The organism is Haemophilus haemolyticus (assembly GCF_003352385.1).
In the GTDB taxonomy this organism is placed as follows: domain Bacteria; phylum Pseudomonadota; class Gammaproteobacteria; order Enterobacterales; family Pasteurellaceae; genus Haemophilus; species Haemophilus haemolyticus_I.
This window is the reverse complement of record NZ_CP031243.1, coordinates 818455-844712: the sequence shown is the minus strand read 5'-3', so window position 1 is coordinate 844712 and position 26258 is coordinate 818455. Positions and strand designations below refer to the sequence as shown.

Sequence of the window (26258 nt, the reverse complement as noted above, 5' to 3'; positions counted from 1 at the left end):
ATAGCGAGTTAAACTGTAAAAAGAAAAGCCCTGATTTTCTCAAATCAGGGCTTTAGAATTTGTTGGTTGCGGGGGCCGGATTTGAACCGACGGCCTTCGGGTTATGAGCCCGACGAGCTACCAAGCTGCTCCACCCCGCGTCTGATGTGGTGCACTATACGCTATTAATATTTTTTTGCAAGAATTAAACAAAAGTTTATGTTTCATTTGTTAATAAAATGTTCAATGTGCGTTTTTATTAATCAGCTTGACTAAATAACACTGGTCGTTTTGAAGGATTTTTGATAGCGTATGCAGCCTTATTTAAGCTTACTTTGGGATTAAAAATGTCAGTTCGAAAATTTTTCTCATTAAAAACATTTTCTATTGCAGTGACAACCGCACTTTTAGTTGCCTGTGGTTCTTCTAATACAACAAAAACTCAAATTCCAACCACCTCAAATGGCAGCGATCCTCAACAATTTGGTGCGAAATATTCGGGTCGTAATTATCAACAAGCTGTGTTTATGCCAGTTTCTCAAGTTGAAAACCAAAGTGCGGTCATTAATCAGGGCGATTTTTTAACGCAACTTTCAAATGTACAAAGTTATTCAAGCAAACTATCTGATCGTTTCTATGGCAACTATGAAAAAATTACGAATTGGGTACTTTCTGGCGCCAATGTCAGTGAGCTTTCTAAATTTGGCATTAACCCGCAAATTATGCGTGGGTTCGATGGATATCAAAATGTTTTGATGACAGGCTACTACTCTCCTGTCCTTCATGCACGCCGTTCACCGCAAGGTCAATTCCAAAATCCAATTTATCGTATGCCGGCAAATAAACGTTTTAGCCGTGCGCAAATCTATGCCGGTGCATTAGCGGGTCAAGGATTAGAATTAGCGTATAGTGATTCCATGTTAGAGAACTTTTTACTTGGGGTACAAGGCAGCGGCTATGTAGATTTTGGTGATGGCAACCTTAATTACTTCGCTTATGCAGGACAAAATGGCTTTCCTTATACTGCTGTTGGGCGTTTATTAGTAGAAGATGGTGAAGTGCCAAAAGAGAAAATGTCTATCCAAGCAATTCGTGAATGGGGCAATCGCAATCCCTCTCGCGTACAAAGTTTGTTAGAACGTAATTCTTCTTATGTATTCTTTAAAAATGATCCGAGTGGCAAAGTGAAAGGTTCTGCAGGCGTACCACTTGTACCAATGGCATCAGTAGCATCAGATCGTAGCGTTGTACCATCTGGTACTGTTCTTTTAGTCGAAGTGCCTGACATTGATAATAACGAAAACTGGCTTGGCACACACAAATTACATTTAATGGTTGCACTTGATGTGGGCGGTGCGGTGAAAGGCCACCACTTTGACTTATATCGCGGCATTGGTGATCAAGCAGGCCATATTGCAGGATTATCAAAACACTATGGCCGAGTATGGGTGCTACAATAATGGCGCCAGTGGACAATTATGAACAGCGATTTGGCGGTATCGGTCGACTTTATACACCTGATGGACTCGCGCGCTTACGCCAAACCCATATTTGCGTAATAGGCATTGGAGGCGTGGGTTCTTGGGTCGTAGAGGCCTTAGCACGTTCAGGCGTTGGTGAGCTAACATTAATTGATATGGATGATATTTGCGTCACGAATATCAATCGCCAACTTCCTGCGATGAGCGGCACAATCGGCAAATTAAAAACTGAAGTGATGTCAGAACGAGTAAAGCTGATTAATCCTGAATGTACTGTCAATATTATTGATGATTTTATCTCGCCAGAGAATCAATCGGATTATCTCAACCGAGGATATGACTATGTCATTGATGCCATTGACAATGTGAAAACTAAAGCATCGCTGATTGCTTATTGTAAACGTAACAAAATTAACGTGATTACTATTGGTGGTGCTGGCGGTCAAACTGATCCAACCCAAATTCAAATTGCCGATCTCAGTAAAACCATTCAAGATCCACTACTTGCCAAAGTGCGGTCAGTTTTACGCAAGGATTACAATTTCAGCCAAAATCCAAAGCGTAAATTTAGTATCGACGCAGTATTTTCGACACAGCCTCTAATATTCCCACAAATGACTGAAGGCTGTTCTATTTCTGCCACAATGAATTGCGCAAACGGATTTGGTGCAGCCACGATGATTACGGCAACTTTTGGTTTTTTTGCCGTTTCTCGTGTAATAGATAAATTACTAAAGAAAAAATCTTAATCACCTCTTGAAAATGCACATTGACCATAAATGTGCATTTTTTATCGAATGAAACCTATTTACTTTGAAAATGAAAAATTTTCCCTCGCGTTCCCTATAAAATCGTTGCAATTTATATAAAAAGGCGTACTCTCTTTCCCTTTGAGAATTATTACCAACAAGTAAGGAAACAGAAATATGAAAAAACTTTTAAAAATTAGCGCCATTTCTGCCGCACTTTTAAGTGCGCCAATGATGGCGAATGCCGATGTATTGGCATCAGTAAAACCTTTAGGCTTTATTGTTTCATCTATTACAGATGGCGTAACTGGTACACAAGTCCTTGTTCCTGCAGGCGCCTCTCCGCATGACTACAATTTGAAATTATCTGATATTCAAAAAGTAAAATCTGCAGATTTAGTTGTATGGATTGGAGAAGATGTTGATTCATTTTTAGACAAGCCAATTAGCCAAATTGAACGTAAAAAAGTGATTACCATTGCAGATCTTGCGGATGTTGAACCTTTATTAAGTAAAGCTCACCACGAGCATTTCCATGAAGATGGCGATCACGATCATAAACATGAACATGAGCACAAACACGAACATGAACACGGCCATGATCATAAGCACGAGCATGAACATCATGACCACGCTCATGAACATCACGACCATGACCACGATCACCATGATCATGACGAAGGTTTAACAACAAACTGGCACGTTTGGTATTCTCCCGCTATCAGCAAAATTGTTGCACAAAAAGTAGCGGATAAATTAACTGCACAATTCCCAGATAAAAAAGATTTAATTGCTCAAAATCTTTCAGATTTTAACCGCACTTTGGCAGAACAAGGTGAAAAAATCACAGCACAACTTGCGAACGTTAAAGATAAAGGTTTCTACGTTTTCCACGATGCTTATGGTTATTTCAACGATGCTTATGGTTTAAAACAAACGGGTTACTTCACCATCAATCCATTAGTGGCACCGGGCGCAAAAACTTTAGCGCACATTAAAGAAGAAATCGCAGAACATAAAGTAAATTGCTTATTCGCAGAACCACAATTTACGCCGAAAGTGATTGAGTCGTTAGCACAAAATACTAAAGTCAATGTAGGACAACTCGATCCAATTGGCGATAAAGTCAATTTAGACAAAAATTCTTATGCAACATTCTTGCAATCTACTGCTGATAGTTACATGGAATGTTTAGCTAAATAAACCTTTCTAAAAAACAATGACCGCACATAAAAGTGCGGTCATTTCCTTTCTTAAATTTGATATTTAGTTTTATCTCCAATATCAAAATGTAAAGGCATTCGCCATTTTTGTATCGCTAAAACGAAAAGTAATAAGCCAGAAATAATAGAAAAAATACGTAATGCGATAAGATTATTTAACACCCATGAAAACCACAAGCAAGCCACAAATATAGGTTGTAAATTTAGCAAAGGTACGCGGAAACAAAAATATTCTTTAAAACACAAACCACCTAAAGTAAGTAACGCACCGCCAAGGGCCAAAGCGGGATAATGATTAATATAAAAAAGTAATCCTATCCAAGTAGCAAATTGAAAAAGCAATCGGAAAGATTTCAGATAAATATGTAACGAAGAGGCACAGCAAGTTGCCGCAATTAATATAAAGGTGAGTGATAAATCTGGATACCAACTCATGGCAAGAATAGCCAACGCCGCTATCACAAAGCCAGAGCGATAAATAATGACAGTTAGATTATCTAAAAAATCCATCGGGGATTTAATATGTGGATCAGCCATTCTACAAAGATTCCTTTTATAAATTACAAATTAAAAATAGATGTTAAGCCAACTCAATAAAAAGTGCGGTCAACCTAAAAACATTTTCTAAATTAACCGCACTTTGATTATTTCTGTTTAAGCTTATCAAGAATTTTTTGATGAATGCCACCAAAACTGCCATTAGACATCACCAAAATGTGATCTGTAGGTTGGGCCTCAGCGACAATCATATCGACTAATCGATCTAAATTTGCATTCCAATAGGCAGGTTGTACACATTGGTTTGCAATATCTGCCACTTCCCAAGGAAGTTGTTCTGGTTGAAGCATAAACACTTCATCAGCTCGGCCAAGTGCTGGCGCAATTTCATCTTTATGAACACCCATTTTCATTGTGTTAGAACGAGGCTCAAGCACTGCTAAAATTCGCACACCACCACCTACTTTATCTCGTAAAGCGGTTAGCGTAGCAAGAATAGCTTCTGGATGATGGGCAAAATCATCATAAACGGTGATGCCATTAACTTCACCTTTCACTTCTAAACGACGTTTAGCATTTACAAAAGATCCCAATGCTTTACAAGCATCTTCGATAGCCACACCCGCATGATGAGCAGCAGCGATCGCCATTAAAGCGTTATGCATATTATGTTGTCCCACTACATTCCATTTTACTTCTGCCACTTTTTCACCATGATGGAAGACCGCAAAATGTGAAGCATCATTTGTAATACGCTCAGCAAACCACTCATTATCTTTGCCTAAAAATTGTTGTTGTGACCAACATCCCAATGCTAGCGTTTCTTTTGCACTTTGTTCACTCGCCGAACTTAATACCAAGCCACTTGCTGGAATGGTTCGAATCATATGATGAAATTGGCGTTGGATCGCTTTAAGATCATCAAAAATATCTGCATGGTCAAAACTAATGTTATTTACGATAAGTGTACGCGGATTGTAATGGACAAATTTTGAACGTTTATCAAAGAAAGCTGTATCATATTCATCAGCTTCAATAACAAAATAAGGACTGTCTCCTAAACGAGCTGAAATGCCAAAATTACCGGCAATTCCGCCGATTAAAAATCCTGGTTTTAAGCCATTTTGTTCTAAGATCCACGTTAGCATACCTGTTGTCGTTGTTTTTCCATGCGTACCTGAAACCGCCAATACCCAACGATCGCGCAATAAATGATCATGTAACCATTGAGGACCAGATGTGTATTTCAAATTATTTTCCAACACATATTCTACACAAGGATTACCGCGCTTCATCGCATTACCAACAATTACCATATCAGGCGCAGATTGTAATTGTGCAACATCATAATTTGGAATAATCTCGATGCCTTGCTCTTCTAAAAAAGTGCTCATTGGAGGGTAAACATTAGTATCGGAACCCGTCACGTGATAGCCCATTTGTTTAGCAATCATCGCCACGCCACCCATAAAGGTGCCACAAATACCTAAGATATGAATATGTTTCATTGTGCTTCTCTGTTGATTAAGGAAAACGAAAAATATGATAAAACAACTTCTATGAACTTTCAAAAGAAAAGACTGTCATACCAAACTATATGATCTATAATTAACACCACTGAACCATTATTTAACCACTTCAATGGGAATAAACAATGAAATTTAATAAGTCTTTTCTTTTCGCAACTATCATCGCAAGCTCTATTGCCTTAACCGCTTGTAACGATAAAGAAGAAAATGTAGCAGAAAAACCTGCAGCAACAGAAACTACTCAACCGGCTCAACAAGCAGTACAACAACCTCAAGTAAAAACGGATGATTTAGTCACTCAAGCAAATGCAGAGTTTCTAAAAGTTGCGAATGTAAAAGTAACAAATGTTTCTGTAACAGATGATTTAAAATCGTTTTCTATCACTTATGAAATTACAAACTTAAGTGATAAAGCTATTTTAGAAGCGCAATGGTTAACTGTTTATAAAGAAAATAACCTACCATTCTATGTAGCAAATCTTCCAGCATTACAATTTGGAAAAACTATTGCACCAAAAGCTAGCGAAACAGTAACATTATCAACAACTGAAGAAGCAGTGCTTTCTCAAATTCGTCCTCACTTACAACAAGGAAAAAATATCCAAGTAGATATTATCGGGACTTCAGTACATTTTGCTGACGGTTCAAAAATTGGCTTAGTGTCAGAGCAAAAATAATCCTATAAAAAATGCCTGTATAAAACAGGCATTTTTTTATCCGCACTTTTAGGCAATTCGCTCAAATCCAGCTTTTAAATCTGCAATCAATTCATCTACATCTTCAAAGCCAATATGCACACGAATTAATGAACCTGTAAGGTTACGTTTAATATTTGAACGAATATGTGCAATTTCTTCTGGCTGATTACAAAGAATTAAAGACTCAAATCCTCCCCATGAATAAGCCATAGTGAACAGTTGAAAATGATCCATGAAATTTGAGACTTGTTTCGATGTCAATCGCTTAGTTAATTCAAAAGAAAATAAGCCACTACTACCACTAAAGTCTCGTAAAAAGAATTCATGACCAGGGCAACTTGGTAAGGCTGGATGGTACACAGTTTTTACTTCTGGTTGCTCATTCAACCATTTTGCTACTTTAATACTGCTTTCCTGATGTTGTTTTAATCGTACACCCAATGTACGGATACCACGAGCAGTCGTATAAGCAGAATCCGCATCCACCATCTGCCCCATTAAATAGGAATGTTCTCTAAGTTGATCCCAAGTTCGCGCATTCGCAACAGCAGTACCAATCATAATATCTGAATGACCCACTAAATATTTCGTACCCGCTTGAATAGAAATATCAATATCATGCTCTAACGCTTTAAATAGAACACCTGCCGACCAAGTATTATCAATCATAATCACAATATTAGGATTCACCGTTCTTGCAGCTTTCACAATAGTCGGAATATCGGGAATTTCCATTGTGATAGAACTCGGAGCCTCCAAAAAAAGTACTTTTGTATTCGGTTGAATAAGCGTTGCAATATCAGCACCAATAAGAGGATCGTAATAAGTTGTATCGATCTGCATTTTTTTCAGCACAATATTACAGAAATCTTGGGTTGGCTCGTAAGCTGCACCACTCATTAACACATGGTCGCCAGTTTTTACAAAAGAAAGAATCGAATTAGTGACAGCAGCTGCACCACAAGGATAAAGATAACAACCGGCCCCTCCCTCCATTTCGCACATTAAATCTTGTAACGCAAAATGTGTTAGCGTCCCTCTTCTGCCATAAAATAATTCGCCTTTTGCTCTATGTTGAGTAGCGTGTTTTTTATCTTCAATACTGTCAAATACTAATGAAGAAGCTCGCTGTAAAACGGGGTTTACAGAGCCTTGTGAAAAACGTTTTTTACGCCCTGCATGGACAAATGTTGTTGATAGATTGTGTTGTTGCATATTTCCACCTTATTTTAGATAAGATTAATTGCTTTAATAGATAAAATCGAGTATAAAAATATTGGCGTTTCAAATAGAATCGCGCCGCTGTTTTATGTGGCAAAACTTCAACTTAACTTTATATAGGAATTATGACTATGGTATTAGTAACCCGTCAAGCACCAGATTTTACTTCATCTGCTGTATTAGGCAATGGCGAAATCGTTGATAACTTCAACTTTAAAAAACACATTGCTGGAAAAACTGCAGTAATCTTTTTCTACCCATTAGACTTTACCTTTGTTTGCCCTTCTGAGTTAATCGCATTTGACCACCGTTATGAAGAATTCAAGAAACGTGGCGTAGAAGTAGTTGGTGTTTCTATCGACTCTCAATTCACTCACAATGCATGGCGTAACACCCCAACTGAAAATGGTGGTATCGGCCAAGTTAAATATGCATTAGCAGCAGACGTAAAACACGAAATTGCTCAAGCATACGGTATTGAACATCCAGAAGCAGGCGTTGCATTACGCGCTTCATTCTTAATCGACAAAAATGGCGTCGTTCGTCACCAAGTAGTAAACGATCTTCCATTAGGTCGTAACATTGATGAAATGTTACGTATGGTTGATGCATTACAATTCCATGAAGAACACGGTGATGTATGCCCAGCACAATGGGAAAAAGGTAAAGAAGGGATGAAAGATAACCCTGAAGGCGTTGCAAAATACTTAAAACAAAACGCTGATAAACTTTAATCCGTAATTATTTACAAGAAAGCCACATAATGTGGCTTTTTTTATATTCTTAGATACTTTAGAATAGATGCATCCCTAACCCCAAGAGCGGTTCATTTCTATGAAATTTAATATTCCTATTTTCCTAACGGTGTTTCGCGTAATTCTGATTCCGTTTTTCGTGATTGCATTTTATTTACCTATCGAATCTTCCCCTTTTATTACTACATTCATATTCTTTATTGCTGGCGTTACTGATTGGCTTGATGGTTATTTAGCCCGTAAATGGAAACAAACTACAAGATTTGGCGCGTTTTTAGATCCTGTTGCTGATAAAGTAATGGTTGTTGCAGCCTTGGTTCTCATCGTTGAATATCAACACTCTCTTTGGATTACGATTCCTGCGATTATTATGATTTCTCGGGAAATTATAATTTCTGCATTACGTGAATGGATGGCTGAACTTGGAGAACGTAATAAAGTTGCAGTATCTTGGTGGGGGAAATGGAAAACAACAGCACAAATGTTAGCCCTAGGCGGACTATTATGGCGTTACAATAACTATATGGAAATTGCCGCTATTATCTTGCTTTATATCGCAGCTATTTTAACTGTATGGTCAATGCTCCAATATTTAAAGGCTGCAAAAGGTAGTCTACTAGATGACCTCAAACTCTAATTCTCGATAAAGTGCGGTATTTTCTACCGTACTTTTATTATTTTGTCTTATTTTTAATCAAACAAAGTTTTTTTTTATTTTTTCATTTGACACAAGACTATAAAACCGTAGAATACGCCCCGTTGTCACGCAGCAATGCTGATTAGTGATAAATGCGGGAATAGCTCAGTTGGTAGAGCACGACCTTGCCAAGGTCGGGGTCGCGAGTTCGAGCCTCGTTTCCCGCTCCAATTTGCCCGAGTGGTGGAATCGGTAGACACAAGGGATTTAAAATCCCTCGCCTTTCGAGGCGTGCCAGTTCAAGTCTGGCTTCGGGCACCATTTAAACACCAATTCAAAGATTTTTAAATTTACTTTAAAATCACCTAATTGGGTCGTTAGCTCAGTCGGTAGAGCAGCGGACTTTTAATCCGTTGGTCGAAGGTTCGAATCCTTCACGACCCACCACTTTAAAATAAAGTAAGCACTGAAAGGTGTTTTTTTTATTGCCTAAATCTGGTACTACCTTTCAAATTACTGGCTTATTGAAAAATAGCTATTCTCTCTATCCAATCTAAAATAATTAATATATTTTATTGCTACGTATATTTTCTAAAATAAAATAGCGCCTGAAAATCAAGCGCTATCCAAAATACAATAAAAATTTACCGCATTTTATTACTTTAATAAGTAAGCCCGTAGTTGTGCAAAATCATTATCCATTTCATCAGAAAGCAATGGTAGCTGATTATGTTTATCCAGTGCTTCAGGTAATGAAAGCTGAATACCAAGAATACGCTCTACGGATTCTTTAAATTTCGCAGGATGCGCCGTACACAGGAAGATTCCTGTTTCACCCGCTTTAAGTTGATCTTTCAACACTTGGTAAGCTATTGCACCGTGAGGTTCACATAAATAACCTTTCGCCTGCATCGCTTTTAAGGTATCTTCTGTTTCGCTATCACTTAGCATCCCCGAACCTAAATCAGTTAAATTCCAACCATTTCGTTTAAACAATTCCTCCACTCTCGGCCAGTTATTTGGGCGACTAACATCCATTGCGTTAGAAAGAGTTGCAACTGTCGTTTTAGGATCCCAATTTCCCGACTTCAAATAACGTGGCACAGTATCATTTGCGTTTGTTGAGGCAACAAAGCGTTTTATTGGCAAGCCTAAGGTTTTTGCAATTAATCCCGCAGTTAAGTTACCAAAATTACCACTTGGCACAGAAACCACAACATTATCACGTTTTTCTTTTGGCAATTGTGCTACAGCCTCAAAGTAATAACAAACTTGAGCTAATAATCGGCTAATATTAATAGAATTTGCAGAGTTAAGTCCGATAGCTTGGCGCAATTCAGCATCATCAAAGGCTTGCTTAACTAAAGCCTGACATGCATCGAAATCAGCGTTAATCGCAACAGTACGAATATTCCCACCTAAAGTACAGAATAGCTTTTCTTGTAATGGGCTGATTTTACCTTTTGGATAAAGGATAACTACATTAATATTTTCTAATCCATAAAACGCATGTGCTACAGCCGCCCCAGTATCGCCAGACGTTGCCGTTAAAATAGTAATTTTGCCATCACCACGAACTGCTGCAAGCGCCTGAGCCATAAAACGCCCACCAAAGTCTTTAAATGCTAATGTAGGCCCATGAAATAATTCAAGTGCATAAATATTATCTTCCACTTTTTCTAACGGTGCAGTGAAAGTAAACGCATTTTTTACCATTGCATCTAACGTTGCTTGTGGTAACTCGCCATCAATTAATGCACCTAGAATTTTTTGACTACGCTCAACAAGAGGCAATTCAAGTAATTCATTAATGTTATTAAGTTGAGGAATAACTTCTGGAAAGAATAAACCTTGATCCCGTCCAAGTCCTTGACGAACAGCCTGAGAAAAAGTGACTTGTTCTTCGGGATGTTTGATATTGTATAAATTCATATTTAATCCGTTTTCAATTTAATTTTATCTATTTAAATTAACTTATTTAATTTCTCTTGCGCCTTCGTTATCAACCTTGCATACATGCACAAAACCTTCATTATTTTGTAAATAATGATTCTCTAAATAAGTTGAAAGTTTAATTGCGGTTTGTAAGTCTGGAGCAATAGAGAAAATCGTTGGGCCTGAGCCTGAAATACCAGTGGCAAGAGCACCTAAGTCTCGCGTAGCCTGTTTTACTTCAGCAAAATTAGGTAGCAGAGATTCACGATAAGGCTCGGCAATGACGTCTTTCATCATAATCGCCGCAAGGTTTTCCTGATGGGTATGGCAAGCATGTACAAAGCCACCCAAATGACGACCATGGGCAATCACGTCTTGTCGAGTATAGCTTTTCGGTAAAATTGCACGCGCTTCAGCAGTAGAAACTTCAATTCCAGGATATGCTAACACCCAATACCAATTATCAAAAAATGGAAGCTTTTGACAAATATTGCCGAGCGATTGCACCATAAATTGCACACCGCCAAGATAGCAAGGTGCGACATTATCATAATGGATTGAACCAGAAATACGGCCTTCCAATTCTCCCATCATTTCAAGCAATTCCATTTTCGAAAAAGGGCCATCATGAAACTGATTTAATGCCACTAATGCAGCAACAATAGAACAAGCACTAGAGCCTAAACCAGAGCCAATAGGCATATTTTTTTCGAGCGTTAAACGCAAAGGCTTCAGATTTCCTCCACGTAATTTTAATTGCTCACTAAATAGCACATAAGCTTGGTAAACAATATTTTTTTGTGGTTCTTTCGGCAATTTGCGAACAAAATAGCCCGCACTTTCTAACTCAAAACCACTTGAAATAGATTCTATTTGAACCACATCACCTAACAATGAACCATCAATAGGAGAGATCGCGGCGCCTAAAGTATCGAAACCTACGCTAATATTCGCGCTAGATGCAGGGGCGTAAATTCTTAACATTGGGAATCCTTATTAATGTTGTAATGTTCTTAAAATATCTGCAAAGATACCTGCCGCAGTAACTGCATTGCCTGCGCCATAACCACGTAATAAAAGTGGGATAGGTTGGTAATAACGAGTATAAAATGCCAAAGCATTTTCACCGTCTTTTACTTTATAGAGTGGGTTATTCTGATCGACTGCAACAATAGATACTTTACATTTACCTTCGCAAATTTTTCCAACATAACGCAATACTTTGCCTTCAGCTTTAGCGGTGGAAACTCGAGTTTTAAACTCTTCATCAAGCTGTGGCAACATTACCATAAATTCATCTGCAGATTTTCCTTCAGAGAAGCCTTTCGGCAATACACCTTCAACTTCAACATCTGAAAGTTCAAGCTCAATTCCAGCTTCACGAGCAAGAATTAATAATTTGCGCGCTACATCTTGTCCAGAAAGGTCATCTCGAGGATCTGGCTCAGTAAAGCCTTTTTCTCGGGCAAGTGCGGTGACTTCTGAAAGAGAAAGTCCCTCTTCCAATTTACCAAAAATAAAGGAAAGCGAGCCAGATAAAATGCCTTCAAAATATTCAAGTTCATCACCCGCAGCAAGTAAGTTTTGAAGATTTTCAATTACTGGCAAACCAGCGCCTACATTCGTTTCATATAAGAATTTATGTTGGCTTGCTTGAGCGTTTTGACGTAACTCATTGTAATAAGCTAATTCTCGTGTATTCGCTTTTTTATTTGGCGTGACCACATGGAAACCTTCTTTTAACGCTCGAGCATAAAGCCCTGCTACAGATTCGGCTGAGGTACAATCTACAAATACTGGATTCACCACATGATGTAATTTAATGAAAGAAAGCAATACATCAAAATCTGATGGCTGAGTCGCATTTTCTAAATCGGTTTTCCAATCGTCTAAACACAATCCATTTTCATCTAGCAACATGCGGTTGGAATTCGCAATAGCACAAACTCGAATTTCAACATTCTTCTTTGCTAGATACTCCTTTTGACGCTTTACCTGCTCAATTAATTCTCCGCCTACTCCACCAACGCCCACTAAAAACATATCCACTACTTTTTTATTATTGAAAAGCGCCTGATGGGTGGCTTTCACCGCTTCAATCGCTTTATTTTGCGGCACAACTGCAGAAATTGAACGTTCACTAGAACCCTGTGCAATCGCTACAATGCTAATATTTGCCTGTGCTAATGCCGAGAAGAAACGAGCAGCAATGCCTTTCGCTTGCTTCATTCCATCGCCGACTACAGAAATAATGGATAAATCTTTAATCACTTCAATTGGTTCTAATTGATGTTCATTTAATTCATTAGCAAACTCAGTTTCTAGTACGGTTTTCGCTACGTCTGCAGATTTCACGGGCACGCAGAAACTAATACTGTATTCAGATGAAGACTGGGTAATTAAGATGACTGAAATGCCTGCACCTGACATAGCTGAAAATACGCGAGATGCCATGCCTACCATGCCTTGCATACCAGGGCCTGATACATTAAACATCGCCAAGTTATCTAAGTTAGTGATACCTTTGACTTGTAAACCTTCTGATTTCACATTACCATCAATAATCGAACCCGGCGCAGAAGGATTTCCTGTATTTTTAATGACACAAGGAATATTTTGTGGCAACAATGGGCCAATCGTACGAGGATGAATCACTTTCGCACCGAAATAAGAAAGTTCCATTGCTTCACGATAAGAAAGAGTTGGTAATAAACGAGCATCAGGCACTAAACGTGGATCGCAAGTATAAACGCCATCCACATCGGTCCAAATTTCGCATACGCTTGCGCCTAAACAAGCGGCTAAACAGGCTGCAGAATAATCTGAGCCATTACGACCGAGCAGCACCAACTCACCTTTTTCATTACCCGCAGTAAAGCCAGCCATAAGCACCACTTTATCTTTTGCAATACTTGCTGCATCAACACGTTTTGTTGATTCTTCAATTTCAACAGACGATTCAAGATAACCGCCTTTTGCTAATAATTGTTTGACCGGATCCACAATATGTACGCTATAGCCACGCGCTTCAAACCAAGCTTTCATCATCGCGATAGAAAGTTTTTCACCACGGCAATCAATCGTCGCTTTAACTGCATCTTCTACTTTTCCTGCCTGACGAATTTCTTCTAATAATCCTTTGATTTGAGCAAATTCAGCATCAATAAGCGCCTTCGTGCCATTTAAGTCGAATTGATTATTTTCGGCATGTAAGCCATTGATGATGTTATAGAAAATTTCGATTGCTTCGTTGAAATGCGTATCGGTTGGTTGATTTAGTGCAGCTTTTTCAGAAAGGGAGACAAGATGATTAGTTATTTTTGCTGGTGCTGATAAAACACCTGCTGCCTGCTCTTCTAAATGAGCTTGCTCGATCAATTTCGCTGCTTGGGAAAAACGTTCCGGATTTGCAAGCGAAGTGCCGCCAAATTTAAGTACGCGCATGATTGGTTCTCCTAGAGATATTGTGTTTTTAAATTTATAAAAAAACCCGCTATTCAGTTGAATCGCGGGTTTTCTGTATCCTGTTTTTTGGTGCACTAACCCGCGCCATTAATCATAGTAATGGTCATCATAATGGTGGTAATCGTGCTAATGATTACGGATAAAGTGCGGTTATTTTTCATTGTGTTTTATCTTGAAAAATGAATGCGTAAAGAAATACCGAAATTTCCCGAGCTTGTCAAACAGAAAGTAACAAATTTTTCAGAAATTTTCTCAGTAAATAAATTTCGTGTAAACTAATCGCACTTTTATAAAGGAGAACCTATGGATATCCAACATAATCTCAACCTAATTCATCAAAAAATTGAAACAGCTTGCGAAGAAGCTAAACGCAATCAAAATACCGTAAAACTACTTGCCGTATCTAAGACCAAACCTATCTCCGCTATTCTTTCGGCTTATCAAGCTGGACAAATAGCCTTTGGGGAAAATTATGTGCAAGAAGGTGTAGAAAAGATCCAATATTTTGAATCTCAAGGTATTAACCTTGAATGGCATTTTATCGGCCCATTACAATCGAATAAAACCCGTCTCGTTGCAGAATATTTTGATTGGATGCAAACACTTGATCGAGCAAAAATTGCTGATCGTTTAAATGAACAACGACCAACTAACAAAGCACCGTTAAATGTCTTAATTCAGATTAATATCAGCGATGAAGAAAGTAAATCAGGTATTCGACTAGAGGAAATGTTAATTCTAGCAAAACACATCGAAAATTTACCGCACTTATGCCTACGTGGCTTAATGGCAATACCCGCGCCAACCGATAATATCTCTGAGCAAGAAGCCGTGTTCAGAAAAATGTCTGATTTATTTGAACAACTTAAACAAGCCTTACCCAATCAACAAATAGATACGCTTTCTATGGGAATGACGGACGATATGCCTAGCGCAATAAAATGCGGTTCTACTATGGTACGCATTGGTACTGCAATTTTCGGTGCAAGAGATTATTCAAAATAAATTGAAAAAATTATCGTAAGAAAAAGAGAACCGCACATAAAAGTGCGGTTCGTTTTTTCATGTTATTTTTGACTACATACAGCAATAAAATGTAATTTATGTTCAGGATCATTAAAGGTTTTAAACATTCTTTTAAATTGCTCACGATTTTCCGCTTTCATGGCATTACGGATGATTTTTAACGTCCCCAGAATACCCTCATCATAAATCATTCCTTTTGGTGAAAGTAAGGTCATCTCACCAGAGAAAGTATCAACATTTCTAAAGCCACTTTCTTGGAATATTCCTTTCCATCCATCTTTCGTTAATGGTGTTACCGTCACGTTAATCGCTTTGCGCATATTTTCTAGAATGGTTTGATGATCATTCCCCACCAGCATAACATCGTGAGTAAGCAATAAGCCATTGGGTTTTAATACTCGAAAATATTCTGCAATGGCTTTTTTCTTAGCTTCCACGGGTAACATCGTCAGCATCGCTTCATTGATGACAATATCAAAACTTTCATTCTCGAAAGGTAACTTCATCGCATTCGCTCGCTGCACATGAATTTTGTCTTGCAAGCCATTTGTTTCGATATTTACTTGTGCTTTTTCTAACGCATGTTCGTCTAAATCAACACCTTCAATATGGCAACCAAATTGTTTCGCCAATCCAATGGCTGTCGTTCCCATATTACAGGCAACCTCTAACACTTTTTTATCTTGGCTAAAATCGCCATTGGCAATTAACCAATCTGTCGCTTTTTTACCACCTGGACGCAAACGAGTTTTACCTAAACGTGCAAGAAAATTATGCCCTACTTCATCTTTTGCCATATCTATCTCCTAGTAATTAACTTGGTTTTCGTATTATAGATGAAAATTATTCTTATTAAAGTAGTAAAGCAAAAAATAACCCAACCGATTGGTTGGGCTATAAAAGATCAGGAAAATTTACCGCACTTTAAATCAATTAGGTTTCCATTCACCATTGAGCACGGTTGCTGTCACTTTATAATCTGACGTAAACACAGCTAAATTCGCAATTTTTCCTTTTTCTACCGAACCTAAACGATCATCCACACCAATTGCTCGTGCAGGATAAAGGTTACTCATTCGAATTGCTTCAGCAAGCGGAATTTCTACAAACTCCACTGCATTCTTAATAGATTCGATCATGGTAATTGATGCGCCAGCAATCGTACCGTTCGCATCAAAACAGCGGCCATCTCGGATATAAATAGTTTTACCTACAAAGGTGAAGGTTTCCAATTCAGGTGGCGCACCTGCTGCAGCAAGAGAGTCAGTCACAATACAGAGTTTGTCGCCTTTGATTTTTTTATCAATGCGAACATTGCCGTAATTGATATGCACACCATCCACGATAATACCAGTGTAAACATCTGAATCGAGTACCGCACCTACTACGCCCATAGCACGACCAGAACTAATTGGCGACATTGCATTATGCAAGTGAGTCGCAAAAGTTGCGCCTTTGTGGAATGCGGCTTTAGCGACTTCATAAGTCGCATTAGAATGTCCTACAGAGACAATAATGCCCGCTTTCACAAAATCAGGCGTATAGTTAATGGTTGGGTTTTCTGCGGCAATGGTAATTTTTGTAATAACATCACCATTTTCACAGAGGAAATCTTTCATTTCAGGCGTAATTTCACGAATATATTCGGGACGGTGTACCCCTTTTTTCTCAACGCTGATAAACGGTCCTTCAATATGTAAACCAAGTGCTTGGTTTTTATGCTTGTTTAAATATTCACGCATAATTTTCACCGCACTTTTTATGTTTTCATCTGGTGCCGTGATAAAAGTTGGAAGGAAACTTGTACAACCTGATTTCAAGTTAGTTTCCTGCATAATTTCCAAGGTTTCAACGCTAGTTTGATCGTTAAACATCACGCCGCCACAGCCATTTAATTGCAGATCAATAAAACCAGCAGTTAAATTATTACCTTGTAAATCAATAGTTTTGATACCTGTTTCTAATTCAGCTTGTAGAACTATCGCTTCAATAATTTCACCGTTAATAATTACAGCAAAATCACGTAAAACATCATATTTTGTGTAAATCACACAATTCGTTAATGCATATCTCATTTTTTGTCCTTAAATAAAATAATCAGAAAAATTACCGCTCTTTTGAGCGGTAGGTGCTTATAACACGCTATGAATGGCGCGTTGTTCTAATTCAGTAAAATATTTAACCGTTTTTACTTTCAATTCTTGTTGTGCTGGCTCATCACAAACTAACACAAAATGGCGATGTAGCTGAAGTGCACTCACTGTCCACATATGGTTCACACCACCTTCTACAGCAGCTTGAACTGCAAGCGCCTTATGATGGCCAGTCGCAAGGATCATCACTTCTTCAGCATCTAATAATGTGCCTACACCAATAGTCAAAGCATATTTCGGCACTTTATTCACATCATTATCAAAGAAGCGTGAATTTGCGATCAGCGTGTCTTGAGTTAACGTTTTAATACGAGTACGGGAACTTAATGATGATGCTGGTTCATTAAAGGCTATATGACCATCATTGCCTACTCCGCCCATAAATAAATTAATTTTTCCGTAAGATTTAATTTTTTCTTCATAACGGCGACATTCCGCATCATGATCATCCGTGTTGCCATTAAGAATATTGATATTTTCTGGCTGAATATCGATATGATTGAAGAAATTGTTATACATAAAACTATGATAACTTTCAGGATGTTCCTCTGGTAAACCCACATATTCGTCCATATTGAATGTTACTACATGCTTAAAGCTCACCTCTCCCGCTTTACAAAGTGCGATTAATTCTTGGTAAGTTTTTAATGGCGTGCCACCAGTTGGTAAACCTAGAACAAAAGGGCGTTCAGCCGTAGGATTAAAATGATTGATACGATCAACAATATGGCGGGCAGCCCAACGACTCACCTGTTGTTCGTTGTGTAGAGGGATAAGACGCATACTATACTTCCTTTATTTTCAATACCGTGAATAAACAAACCAACGGTTAAACATAATGGTTCCCCACTACGAAATAGAAAAACTGAGAAGCAGGAAACGAGAATTGCTACCCCAATAGGGATAAATTATGAGTAACCTAGGGAAATCACTCCCCTAGGTTCTCACGATATTCCATTAATTATAAAAATTTTGCTTTCAACTCTTTTGCTTTTGCAAGCTGAGCATCTGTTGCTTTTGCTGTCATTGGCTCACGGCAATAACCCGCATCCACACCTTCTAATTTAAGCAATTCTTTAATGGTTAAATATAAACCATTCGCTAAAATGCCTTCGATTAAATCATTGGTTACGTGTTGAATGTCTAACGCTTCGGCTAATTTACCCGCTTTGGTTAATTCAAAAATTTGACGAGCACGAACACCGTTTACGTTGAAAGTCGAACCGATTGCACCATCCACACCAAGTGCAGCCGCAGGTAACATCATTTCATCGAAACCAGCCCAAATTAAGTGGTTTGGATAAGCTTTTTTCAAACGTTCTAATAAATAGAAGTCACCTGCTGTGAATTTTACCCCTAATACTTTCGGGTTTTTGTAAAGTTCACCAAATTGTTCAATTCCCATATTCACGCCAGTTAAGAACGGGATAGAGTACACGATCATATTATTGCCCGTTTCTGCAATAATGGTGTCGTAATAATGTTTGATTTCAGGGAAACTAAATTTATAGTAGAACGGAGTAACTGCAGATAAGCTATCGTAGCCTAATTCTGTTGCATATTTACCTAATTCAACGGCTTCTTTTAAGTTTACGCTGCCCACTTGAGCAATTAGCGTGATTTGATCTTTCGCTTCATCTTTTGCAATACGGAAAATTTCTTTTTTCTCTTCAGTTGAAAGCATAAAGTTTTCGCCTGTTGAACCACCCACATATAAACCATCAACTTTCATCTTGTCGATATTGTGGCGAATAATTTGACGTAAACCTTTTTCATTAATTGTGCCATCTTCATTAAATGACACTAATAATGCACTGAAAATACCTTTTAAATCACGCATAAGTTTTCTCCTATTTTATACGTTGTTCAAGAATCACATTGAGAGTTTTTTGCTTGGTTTGAGCTGCAAGTTCTTCTTCGCCCTGCACTAACAAAGCATAAATTAAATCTAATACAAAAAGCTGTGCAATTTTGGTACCAATGGAATCACCTTGTAATTTCCCTTGTTTATTACCATTTACCAAAACATAATCAGCATATTCTGTAACGGGTGAACGCAAACTGTGAGTTAATGCCACTGTCGTGGCGCCATTTTGTTTAGCAATTTTGAGAGTGTGTGCTGTTTCGGCGGAATAGCCGGAATGACTTAAACCAATTGCCACATCAGAAGACGTAAGTAATGCTGCCTGCATATACATAAAATGATTATTGCCTGTTGCATCCACTTGGAAACCGATGCGCATCAATTTATTTTTCGCATCTTCAGCTGTCACACCAGATGATCCCACGCCGAATAAAAAGATACGACGTGCTTTTTTAATGGCTTTAACAACTTGTTCAAGCTGTTTTAAATCTAATAAATTAACCGTTTCTTCCATTACATTAGAAACTGCCGCTTGCAACTTTTGTGCAATCGTTAAAGAATCATCGCTCGGCATAATTTCTGTTTCGAGCACAGTTTCATCATTGTTATCTTTTGTGGCAAGCTCAATGGACAGTTCTAATTTAAAATCGCTGAAGCCTTTAAAACCAATGGTTCGACAAAAACGGACAAGTGTGGCTTCTCCAACTTCCAAATGCTTAGCGATTTCTGAAAGGGGGCATTGAGACACCAAATCAGGGGAACGCAAAATCGTATCGGCAATCTTTTTCTCTGATTTGGTTAGGCTGTGGTAAAGCGAACTGATGGTGTTTAACACATTTCCGGATTTAGCCATAAATTGTTCCTTGTGGTTTATCAAGCAGAACATCTTTCACCCAATAAGCTGCGCCCACTAATCCTGCATCTTGACCAAATTTAGCAGATTCAATATCACAACTATATACAGCAGGCATAGCCTGTAAGAAACGTTTGACTAATGGTAAATAACCTTCAGCCAACCCGACACTACCGCCTATAACGACTTTTTGCACATCCAATCCAATCACTAAATCCGCCACTAAATTAGCAATGGCTTGGGCTGAACGTTCTATAAGTGCGGTAGCTTTTTCATCATTTTTTCTAAAACATTCAAAAACTTCTTTTGGCTCACAAGGCTCATCCCATTGGGAAGACACTGCTTCAATTGCACGCCCTGCTGCAACGGCTTCTACACAACCTCGACGACCACAACCACACATTGGGCCATTTGGATCCGCTAATGTATGTCCGATATGTCCTGCGATTCCCTTTGGACCAGTTTGTAATTGTTGGTTTAAGATGACACCACCACCCACGCCAGTAGAAACTGTAATAAAAACAAAGTTTGATACTTTCTCTGGATCTTGAAGTTGATATTCCGCATAAGTCGCGGCTTGTGCATCATTTAATAAACCAATTGGTTTATCCGTGTGTTTAGCAATACTTTCTTTTAGTGGAAATTGATTCAAACCACCTAAATTTTTAGGATTAAGTGCGGTTAAAACACCGTCATTTATAATGCCTGTTGAAGCCACCGCCACATAATCAAATTGCCCCACATAATGAGTAAGAAGTTGTTCCAATGCTTGATGCATTCCTTCTACCACATTTTCACGCGGCGTATGAATTTGTTGGCGTTGTTCAACTTCGCCATTTTTTACGATAGCCGCTGCGATTTTTGTACCGCCAATGTCTAGAGCTAAACAACGCATAACTTATCCTTATAGTATGAAGTATTTTCTCACATGTCTTACGACTATCTTGCAGATTTCACAGAATTAGCGAACCAACTCACGATATGCTCAAGGCGAGTTAAGGCTGAACCAACAGTGACACAATCTGCGCCAATTTCAATGGCCACTTTTGCCAATTCAGGCGTGTTATAGCGACCTTCTGCCATCACAAAACAACCTGCAGCTTTTAAATCTTTCACTAATTGATAATCAGGTTCTTCGGGAACTGGACCACCTGTATAACCAGACATTGTGCTTCCCACGATATCAAAACCGAGTTTTTGACAATACAAGCCTTCTTCTAAATTAGAGCAATCTGCCATTGCCAAGCAGCCCATTTCATGAATTTTTTTCACCGCACTTTCAATATCAACTGGGCGAGGACGGCTAGTACCATCTACCGCAATAATATCAGCCCCAGCATTGGCAAGATCTTCAATATCTTGCAGAAATGGCGTAATACGAATCGGACTATCAGGTAAGTCGCGTTTTACAATACCGATAATTGGAATGTTTACAAAAGGACGTGTCGCTTTAAGGTTATCTACACCTTCAATACGTAAACCTGATGCGCCACCAGCCACAGAAGCTTGGGCCATAGCAGAAACAATTTCTGGTTTATCCATTGGGCCATCATCAACAGGTTGGCAAGAAGCAATGAGACCATATTGAATTTGAGAAAGCACATCTTGATGAGATAATTTCGACATAATATCACTCCTAAATATATTGAGGCCGATAATGCTCAAATGCTTTATTACAAGCCATCTAGGCGTTAGCATTATTTAGGCTCAATCATCCTCAAAAATATAACTGAGCCCCCATTTTCGTCAGTGCTTGGCATTATATAAAAACATAACTCCATTTTAAAAGTTTTTTTGAAGTATTTTTTTGCAAATGTGATCAACCTCTCAATTTTGAAATAAAACTTCAAAGATTAGTTCAAAAAGTATTTTTTTACTTTAGAATAACGTCCGAGTCGTTTTTTGATGTCTAAAACATCAAGTATTCACTTTTAAGCTGAGCCAATAATGGCTTATATCAACATAGGTTCACACAGGAGCGAACATTATGAAATTTACTAAACTTTTCCTTGCAACTGCTATCACATTAGGCGTTTCTTCAGCCGTTTTTGCCGCAGATTATGACTTAAAATTTGGTATGAATGCGGGTACTTCATCTAATGAGTACAAAGCAGCAGAAATGTTTGCAAAAGAAGTAAAAGAAAAATCACATGGTAAAATTGAAGTTTCACTTTATCCAAGTTCACAACTTGGTGATGACCGTGCAATGTTAAAACAATTAAAAGACGGTTCTCTTGACTTTACTTTTGCTGAATCAGCTCGTTTCCAATTATTCTATCCTGAAGCAGCAGTGTTCGCGTTACCCTATGTCATCACCGACTACAACGTTGCACAAAAAGCCTTATTTGACACCGCATTTGGTAAAGATTTAATTAAGAAAATGGATAAAGATCTTGGTGTTACTCTACTTTCTCAAGCTTATAATGGTACACGTCAAACAACTTCAAATAGAGCAATCAACAGCATTGCAGATATGAAAGGTTTAAAACTTCGTGTACCAAATGCTGCAACTAACTTGGCGTACGCAAAATATGTAGGCGCATCTCCAACACCTATGGCATTCTCTGAAGTATATCTTGCACTTCAAACTAACTCTGTAGATGGTCAAGAAAACCCATTAGCAACAGTACAAGCGCAAAAATTCTATGAAGTGCAAAAATTCTTGGCGATGACTAATCACATTTTGAATGACCAACTTTATTTAGTGAGTAACGAAACTTATAAAGAATTACCTGAAGATCTTCAAAAAGTTGTAAAAGATGCCGCAGAAAATGCAGCAAAATACCACACTAAATTATTCGTAGATGGCGAAAAAGATTTAGTGACATTCTTTGAAAAACAAGGTGTTAAAGTGACTCACCCTGATTTAACGCCATTCAAAGATGCGATGAAACCATTCTATGCTGAGTTTATAAAACAAACTGGTGAGAAAGGTGAAAAAGCATTAAAAGAAATCCAAGCTCTTAAATAATCTCTATCACGTGCGCCAGCAATTTGGTTGGCGCACTCATTTTCGTTCTCCACAATCTCTCGGAGTGAAGTATGAAATTTTTTAACAAACTTGAAGAATGGATTGGTGGCGCACTGTTCCTTGTCATCTTCGGTATTCTTGTAGCCCAAATTCTATTCCGTCAAGCTTTCCACTCGCCGTTAATTTGGAGTGAAGAACTCGCTAAACTATTGTTTGTTTATGTAGGAATGCTCGGTATTAGCGTGGCAATTCGCAAACAAGAACACGTTTACATTGATTTCTTAACCAATTTAATGCCACCTTCAGTTAAAAAAGTCGCAAACTCTTTTGTACAGCTAGTGATTTTCCTTGGTATTGTTTTCTTTATTCATTTTGGTATCAAAACTTTCCTTGGCTCTAGTTTCCCGATTGATGCATTAGGTGGAATTTCAGAAAAATGGATTTACGCTTCTTTACCGATCATTTCTATCCTAATGTTAGTGCGCTTCTTCCAAGCACAAGCAGACAATTTTAAAGAAGATAAAAGCTATTTACCTGCAACCTTCTTTATTCTAAGTGCGGTCATTTTACTAGGCATTTTGTTTACTTTCCCAGAGTGGTACAAAGTATTACGCATTACAGAATATGTGAAATTTGGTTCTAACTCTGTATACGTTGCCCTAATATTCTGGCTAGTTATTATGTTCCTTGGTGTTCCAGTAGGTTGGTCATTATTTATCACCACATTACTCTATTTCTCAATGACCAGATGGAACGTGGTAAACGCAGCAGCCGAAAAACTAACCATGAGTTTAGATAGTTTCTCATTACTTGCTGTGCCGTTTTATATCCTAACGGGTATTTTAATGAATACTGGCGGTATCACAGAACGTATCTTTAATTTTGCGAAAGCCTTACTCGGTCACTACACTGGTGGTATGGGGCATGTAAATATTGGCGCAAGTTTATTGTTCTCAGGTATGTCTGGTTCTGCACTTGCTGATGCGGGTGGCTTAGGTCAATTAGAAATCAAGGCTATGCGTGATGCAGGTTATGATGATGATATTTGTGGTGGTATCACTGCAGCTTCTTGTATCATCGGTCCATTAGTTCCACCAAGTATCGCCATGATTATTTACGGAGTAATCGCTAACGAATCCATTGCAAAACTCTTCGTTGCAGGTTTTGTACCAGGCGTACTCGTTACGATTGCCTTGATGATCATGAACTACTACGTATCTAAAAAACGTGGTTATCCAAGAACACCAAAAGCAACTCGAGAAGAACTTTGCACATCATTCAAAAAAGCATTCTGGGCAATTTTAACCCCATTACTCATTATCGGTGGTATCTTCTCTGGCTTATTTAGCCCAACAGAATCTGCTGTTGTTGCCGCAACTTATTCCGTCATCATTGGTAAATTCGTTTATAAAGAATTAACCATGAAAATGCTCTTTAATAGCTGTGTTGAAGCTATGGCAATTACTGGTGTGGTTGCATTAATGATTATGACTGTAACCTTCTTCGGAGATATGATCGCACGTGAACAAGTTGCAATGCGTATTGCAGATGTATTCGTTGCCGTAGCTGATTCTCCACTTATGGTATTAGTCATGATCAATGCGCTCTTGCTCTTCTTGGGTATGTTCATTGATGCATTAGCATTGCAATTCTTGGTATTACCAATGTTAATTCCAATCGCAATGCAATTTAATATCGACTTAGTATTCTTCGGTGTAATGACTACCTTGAATATGATGATCGGTATCTTAACCCCACCAATGGGAATGGCTCTCTTTGTGGTGGCGCGTGTGGGTAATATGTCTGTATCTACTGTAGCTAAAGGTATATTGCCGTTCTTAATCCCAATATTCTTAACATTAGTATTAATTACGATTTTCCCACAAATCATTACTTTTGTGCCAAATCTATTGATGTCTTAACACTAAAGTGCGGTTAAAAAAAGCAAGGCTTTTATAACCGCACTTTTTTTATAAAATAAATCCTATTCAATGCGGTTTTATGAATAGCAATCCATAAACATAACTTAATAAATGAGGTTTATTATGAAATTGACAAAAACAGCATTATGCGCCGCACTTTTTGCAACTGTTGCATTTTCAGCTAGCGCACAAGCCTATCCAGATTTACCAGTAGGCATCAAAAGCGGAACGGGCGCACTCATCGGAGATACCGTATATGTAGGCTTAGGTTCTGGTGGCGATAAATTCTATTCTTTAGACTTAAAAGATCCTGCTGCACAATGGAAAGAAATTGCAGCATTCCCTGGTGGTGAACGTAATCAACCTGTTGCAGCAGCCGTAGATGGAAAACTTTATGTATTCGGTGGTTTGCAAAAAAATGAAAAAGGCGAACTCCAACTTGTTAATGATGCTTACAGCTACAATCCAGCTGATAATACTTGGGTGAAACTTCCTACTCGCTCTCCGCGTGGTTTAGTGGGCTCAAGCAGCGCATCTCACGGTGATAAAGTTTATATTTTAGGTGGTTCTAACCTCTCTATATTTAATGGTTTCTTCCAAGACACCGTGGCAGCAGGTGAAGATAAAGCGAAAAAAGATGAAATCGCAGCCGCTTATTTCGATCAACGTCCAGAAGATTATTTCTTCACAACAGAATTATTGAGCTATGAACCATCAACCAATAAATGGCGTAATGAAGGTCGTATTCCATTCTCTGGTCGTGCTGGTGCGGCATTCACCATCCAAGGTAATGACTTAGTAGTGGTCAATGGTGAAGTTAAACCAGGGCTTCGTACCGCAGAAACTCATCAAGGTAAATTCACTGCTAAAGGTGTTCAATGGAAAAACTTACCTGACTTACCTGCGCCAAAAGGTAAATCACAAGATGGTTTAGCCGGTGCACTCGCAGGCTATAGCCATGGCCATTATTTAGTCACGGGTGGAGCAAACTTCCCTGGTTCAATTAAACAATTCAAAGAAGGCAAACTTCATGCGCATAAAGGTTTAACCAAAACATGGCATAACGAAGTTTATACTTTAAATAATGGTAAATGGAGTATCGTTGGTGAATTACCAATGAATATTGGCTATGGTTTCTCTGTGTCTTACAACAATAAAGTATTGCTCATCGGTGGTGAAACTGACGGTGGTAAAGCGTTAACTAGCGTCAAAGCTATTAGCTACGATGGTAAAAAATTGACCGTTGAATAATTTGGCATAGAATAATGTATAAGGCTTGAGGCAAGAATGGGCTCAAGC

General features: G+C 38.4%; 23 protein-coding genes, 4 tRNA genes and 1 other annotated feature. Of the genes, 13 read left to right on the top strand and 14 right to left on the bottom strand.

The genetic code is table 11. The features are described 5' to 3' along the window. Positions 1-63 precede the first annotated feature (63 nt). Positions 64-140: transfer RNA gene (locus DV428_RS04325), tRNA-Met, on the bottom strand. Between the two features lie 186 nt (positions 141-326). On the opposite strand from DV428_RS04325, the gene mltA reads away from it, so the two are divergent. From mltA to znuA, 3 genes are all read left to right on the top strand, one after another. Continuing rightward, entirely contained in the window at positions 327-1439 is a 1113-nt protein-coding gene (gene mltA, locus DV428_RS04320; protein ID WP_114908806.1) for a murein transglycosylase A, read from the top strand. Beyond that, on the top strand, positions 1439-2209 hold the full coding sequence (gene tcdA, locus DV428_RS04315) for a tRNA cyclic N6-threonylcarbamoyladenosine(37) synthase TcdA (protein ID WP_162790772.1): 771 nt from the start codon (positions 1439-1441) through the stop codon (positions 2207-2209). Before mltA ends, tcdA begins: the two co-directional genes overlap by 1 nt. 177 nt (positions 2210-2386) lie before the next feature. Further along, complete coding sequence (gene znuA, locus DV428_RS04310; RefSeq protein WP_114908804.1) at positions 2387-3412, top strand: zinc ABC transporter substrate-binding protein ZnuA; 1026 nt, start codon at positions 2387-2389, stop codon at positions 3410-3412. A 50-nt stretch (positions 3413-3462) separates the two neighbouring features. Here the strand turns inward: znuA and DV428_RS04305 are convergent, their stop codons facing one another. Then, a complete protein-coding gene (locus DV428_RS04305) occupies positions 3463-3969 on the bottom strand; it encodes a DUF2301 domain-containing membrane protein (RefSeq protein ID WP_114908803.1) in 507 nt (168 codons plus the stop codon). Between the two features lie 107 nt (positions 3970-4076). After that, positions 4077-5438 carry a UDP-N-acetylmuramate:L-alanyl-gamma-D-glutamyl-meso-diaminopimelate ligase gene (gene mpl, locus DV428_RS04300; RefSeq protein WP_114908802.1) on the bottom strand — a complete coding sequence of 454 codons (1362 nt, stop codon included), beginning with the start codon at positions 5436-5438 and terminating at the stop codon, positions 4077-4079. Positions 5439-5584: 146 nt separating this feature from the next. Here mpl and DV428_RS04295 point away from each other — a divergent pair, with 146 nt between their 5' ends. After that, entirely contained in the window at positions 5585-6136 is a 552-nt protein-coding gene (locus tag DV428_RS04295) for a hypothetical protein (protein WP_114908801.1), read from the top strand. Between the two features lie 48 nt (positions 6137-6184). Here DV428_RS04295 and metC read toward each other — a convergent pair whose 3' ends face one another. Next, positions 6185-7372, bottom strand: coding sequence for a cystathionine beta-lyase (metC, locus tag DV428_RS04290; RefSeq protein WP_114908800.1), 1188 nt, complete (start codon positions 7370-7372; stop codon positions 6185-6187). 137 nt (positions 7373-7509) lie between these two features. On the opposite strand from metC, the gene DV428_RS04285 reads away from it, so the two are divergent. The 5 genes from DV428_RS04285 to DV428_RS04265 all read left to right on the top strand — a co-directional run bounded on the left by DV428_RS04285 (position 7510) and on the right by DV428_RS04265 (position 9217). Then, the gene (locus DV428_RS04285; RefSeq protein ID WP_114908799.1) at positions 7510-8112 is read left to right on the top strand and encodes a peroxiredoxin C; all 603 of its coding nucleotides are present in this window, start codon (positions 7510-7512) and stop codon (positions 8110-8112) included. 100 nt (positions 8113-8212) lie between these two features. Then, complete coding sequence (pgsA, locus tag DV428_RS04280) at positions 8213-8770, top strand: CDP-diacylglycerol--glycerol-3-phosphate 3-phosphatidyltransferase (RefSeq protein ID WP_114908798.1); 558 nt, start codon at positions 8213-8215, stop codon at positions 8768-8770. A 154-nt stretch (positions 8771-8924) separates the two neighbouring features. Next, positions 8925-9000 (top strand) — tRNA-Gly (locus DV428_RS04275). 4 nt (positions 9001-9004) lie between these two features. Beyond that, positions 9005-9091 (top strand) — tRNA-Leu (locus tag DV428_RS04270). A 50-nt stretch (positions 9092-9141) separates the two neighbouring features. Next, positions 9142-9217 (top strand) — tRNA-Lys (locus tag DV428_RS04265). A gap of 210 nt (positions 9218-9427) precedes the next feature. Here DV428_RS04265 and thrC read toward each other — a convergent pair. From thrC to thrA, 3 genes are read right to left on the bottom strand one after another with little or no spacing between them, the layout of a single operon-like run. Then, on the bottom strand, positions 9428-10702 hold the full coding sequence (gene thrC, locus DV428_RS04260) for a threonine synthase (protein WP_114908797.1): 1275 nt from the start codon (positions 10700-10702) through the stop codon (positions 9428-9430). Positions 10703-10744: 42 nt separating this feature from the next. After that, positions 10745-11689 carry a homoserine kinase gene (thrB, locus tag DV428_RS04255; protein ID WP_114908796.1) on the bottom strand — a complete coding sequence of 315 codons (945 nt, stop codon included), beginning with the start codon at positions 11687-11689 and terminating at the stop codon, positions 10745-10747. Positions 11690-11701: 12 nt separating this feature from the next. Further along, positions 11702-14149, bottom strand: a complete 2448-nt coding sequence (thrA, locus tag DV428_RS04250) for a bifunctional aspartate kinase/homoserine dehydrogenase I (protein ID WP_114908795.1) — start codon at positions 14147-14149, stop codon at positions 11702-11704. A gap of 35 nt (positions 14150-14184) precedes the next feature. After that, positions 14185-14303 (bottom strand) — a sequence feature (Thr leader region). 170 nt (positions 14304-14473) lie between these two features. Here thrA and DV428_RS04245 point away from each other — a divergent pair. After that, complete coding sequence (locus DV428_RS04245) at positions 14474-15175, top strand: YggS family pyridoxal phosphate-dependent enzyme (protein WP_114908794.1); 702 nt, start codon at positions 14474-14476, stop codon at positions 15173-15175. A 62-nt stretch (positions 15176-15237) separates the two neighbouring features. On the opposite strand, the gene DV428_RS04240 is transcribed toward DV428_RS04245, so the two are convergent. The 7 genes from DV428_RS04240 to DV428_RS04210 all read right to left on the bottom strand — a co-directional run bounded on the left by DV428_RS04240 (position 15238) and on the right by DV428_RS04210 (position 21692). Then, positions 15238-15993 (bottom strand): class I SAM-dependent methyltransferase, encoded by a 756-nt coding sequence (locus tag DV428_RS04240; protein ID WP_114908793.1) that lies wholly within the window; start codon positions 15991-15993, stop codon positions 15238-15240. Positions 15994-16125: 132 nt separating this feature from the next. Continuing rightward, entirely contained in the window at positions 16126-17271 is a 1146-nt protein-coding gene (gene nagA, locus DV428_RS04235) for an N-acetylglucosamine-6-phosphate deacetylase (protein ID WP_114908792.1), read from the bottom strand. 57 nt (positions 17272-17328) lie between these two features. Beyond that, complete coding sequence (nagB, locus tag DV428_RS04230) at positions 17329-18132, bottom strand: glucosamine-6-phosphate deaminase (RefSeq protein WP_009500377.1); 804 nt, start codon at positions 18130-18132, stop codon at positions 17329-17331. Between the two features lie 178 nt (positions 18133-18310). Continuing rightward, positions 18311-19189, bottom strand: a complete 879-nt coding sequence (gene nanA / locus DV428_RS04225) for an N-acetylneuraminate lyase (protein WP_114908791.1) — start codon at positions 19187-19189, stop codon at positions 18311-18313. Between the two features lie 10 nt (positions 19190-19199). After that, a complete protein-coding gene (locus DV428_RS04220) occupies positions 19200-20066 on the bottom strand; it encodes a MurR/RpiR family transcriptional regulator (protein ID WP_005625613.1) in 867 nt (288 codons plus the stop codon). After that, positions 20059-20961: an N-acetylmannosamine kinase gene (locus DV428_RS04215; RefSeq protein WP_114908790.1), complete on the bottom strand. Its 903-nt coding sequence runs from the start codon at positions 20959-20961 to the stop codon at positions 20059-20061. Before DV428_RS04215 ends, DV428_RS04220 begins: the two co-directional genes overlap by 8 nt. 44 nt (positions 20962-21005) lie before the next feature. After that, on the bottom strand, positions 21006-21692 hold the full coding sequence (locus DV428_RS04210) for a putative N-acetylmannosamine-6-phosphate 2-epimerase (protein WP_005646238.1): 687 nt from the start codon (positions 21690-21692) through the stop codon (positions 21006-21008). A 358-nt stretch (positions 21693-22050) separates the two neighbouring features. Between DV428_RS04210 and DV428_RS04205 the strand changes: the two genes are divergently transcribed. The 3 genes from DV428_RS04205 to DV428_RS04195 all read left to right on the top strand — a co-directional run bounded on the left by DV428_RS04205 (position 22051) and on the right by DV428_RS04195 (position 26210). Continuing rightward, positions 22051-23037, top strand: a complete 987-nt coding sequence (locus tag DV428_RS04205) for a sialic acid TRAP transporter substrate-binding protein SiaP (RefSeq protein ID WP_114908789.1) — start codon at positions 22051-22053, stop codon at positions 23035-23037. A gap of 71 nt (positions 23038-23108) precedes the next feature. Further along, positions 23109-24959 carry a TRAP transporter large permease subunit gene (locus DV428_RS04200; protein ID WP_114908788.1) on the top strand — a complete coding sequence of 617 codons (1851 nt, stop codon included), beginning with the start codon at positions 23109-23111 and terminating at the stop codon, positions 24957-24959. 123 nt (positions 24960-25082) lie between these two features. Next, positions 25083-26210, top strand: coding sequence for an N-acetylneuraminate epimerase (locus DV428_RS04195; protein ID WP_053466063.1), 1128 nt, complete (start codon positions 25083-25085; stop codon positions 26208-26210). Positions 26211-26258 lie beyond the last annotated feature (48 nt).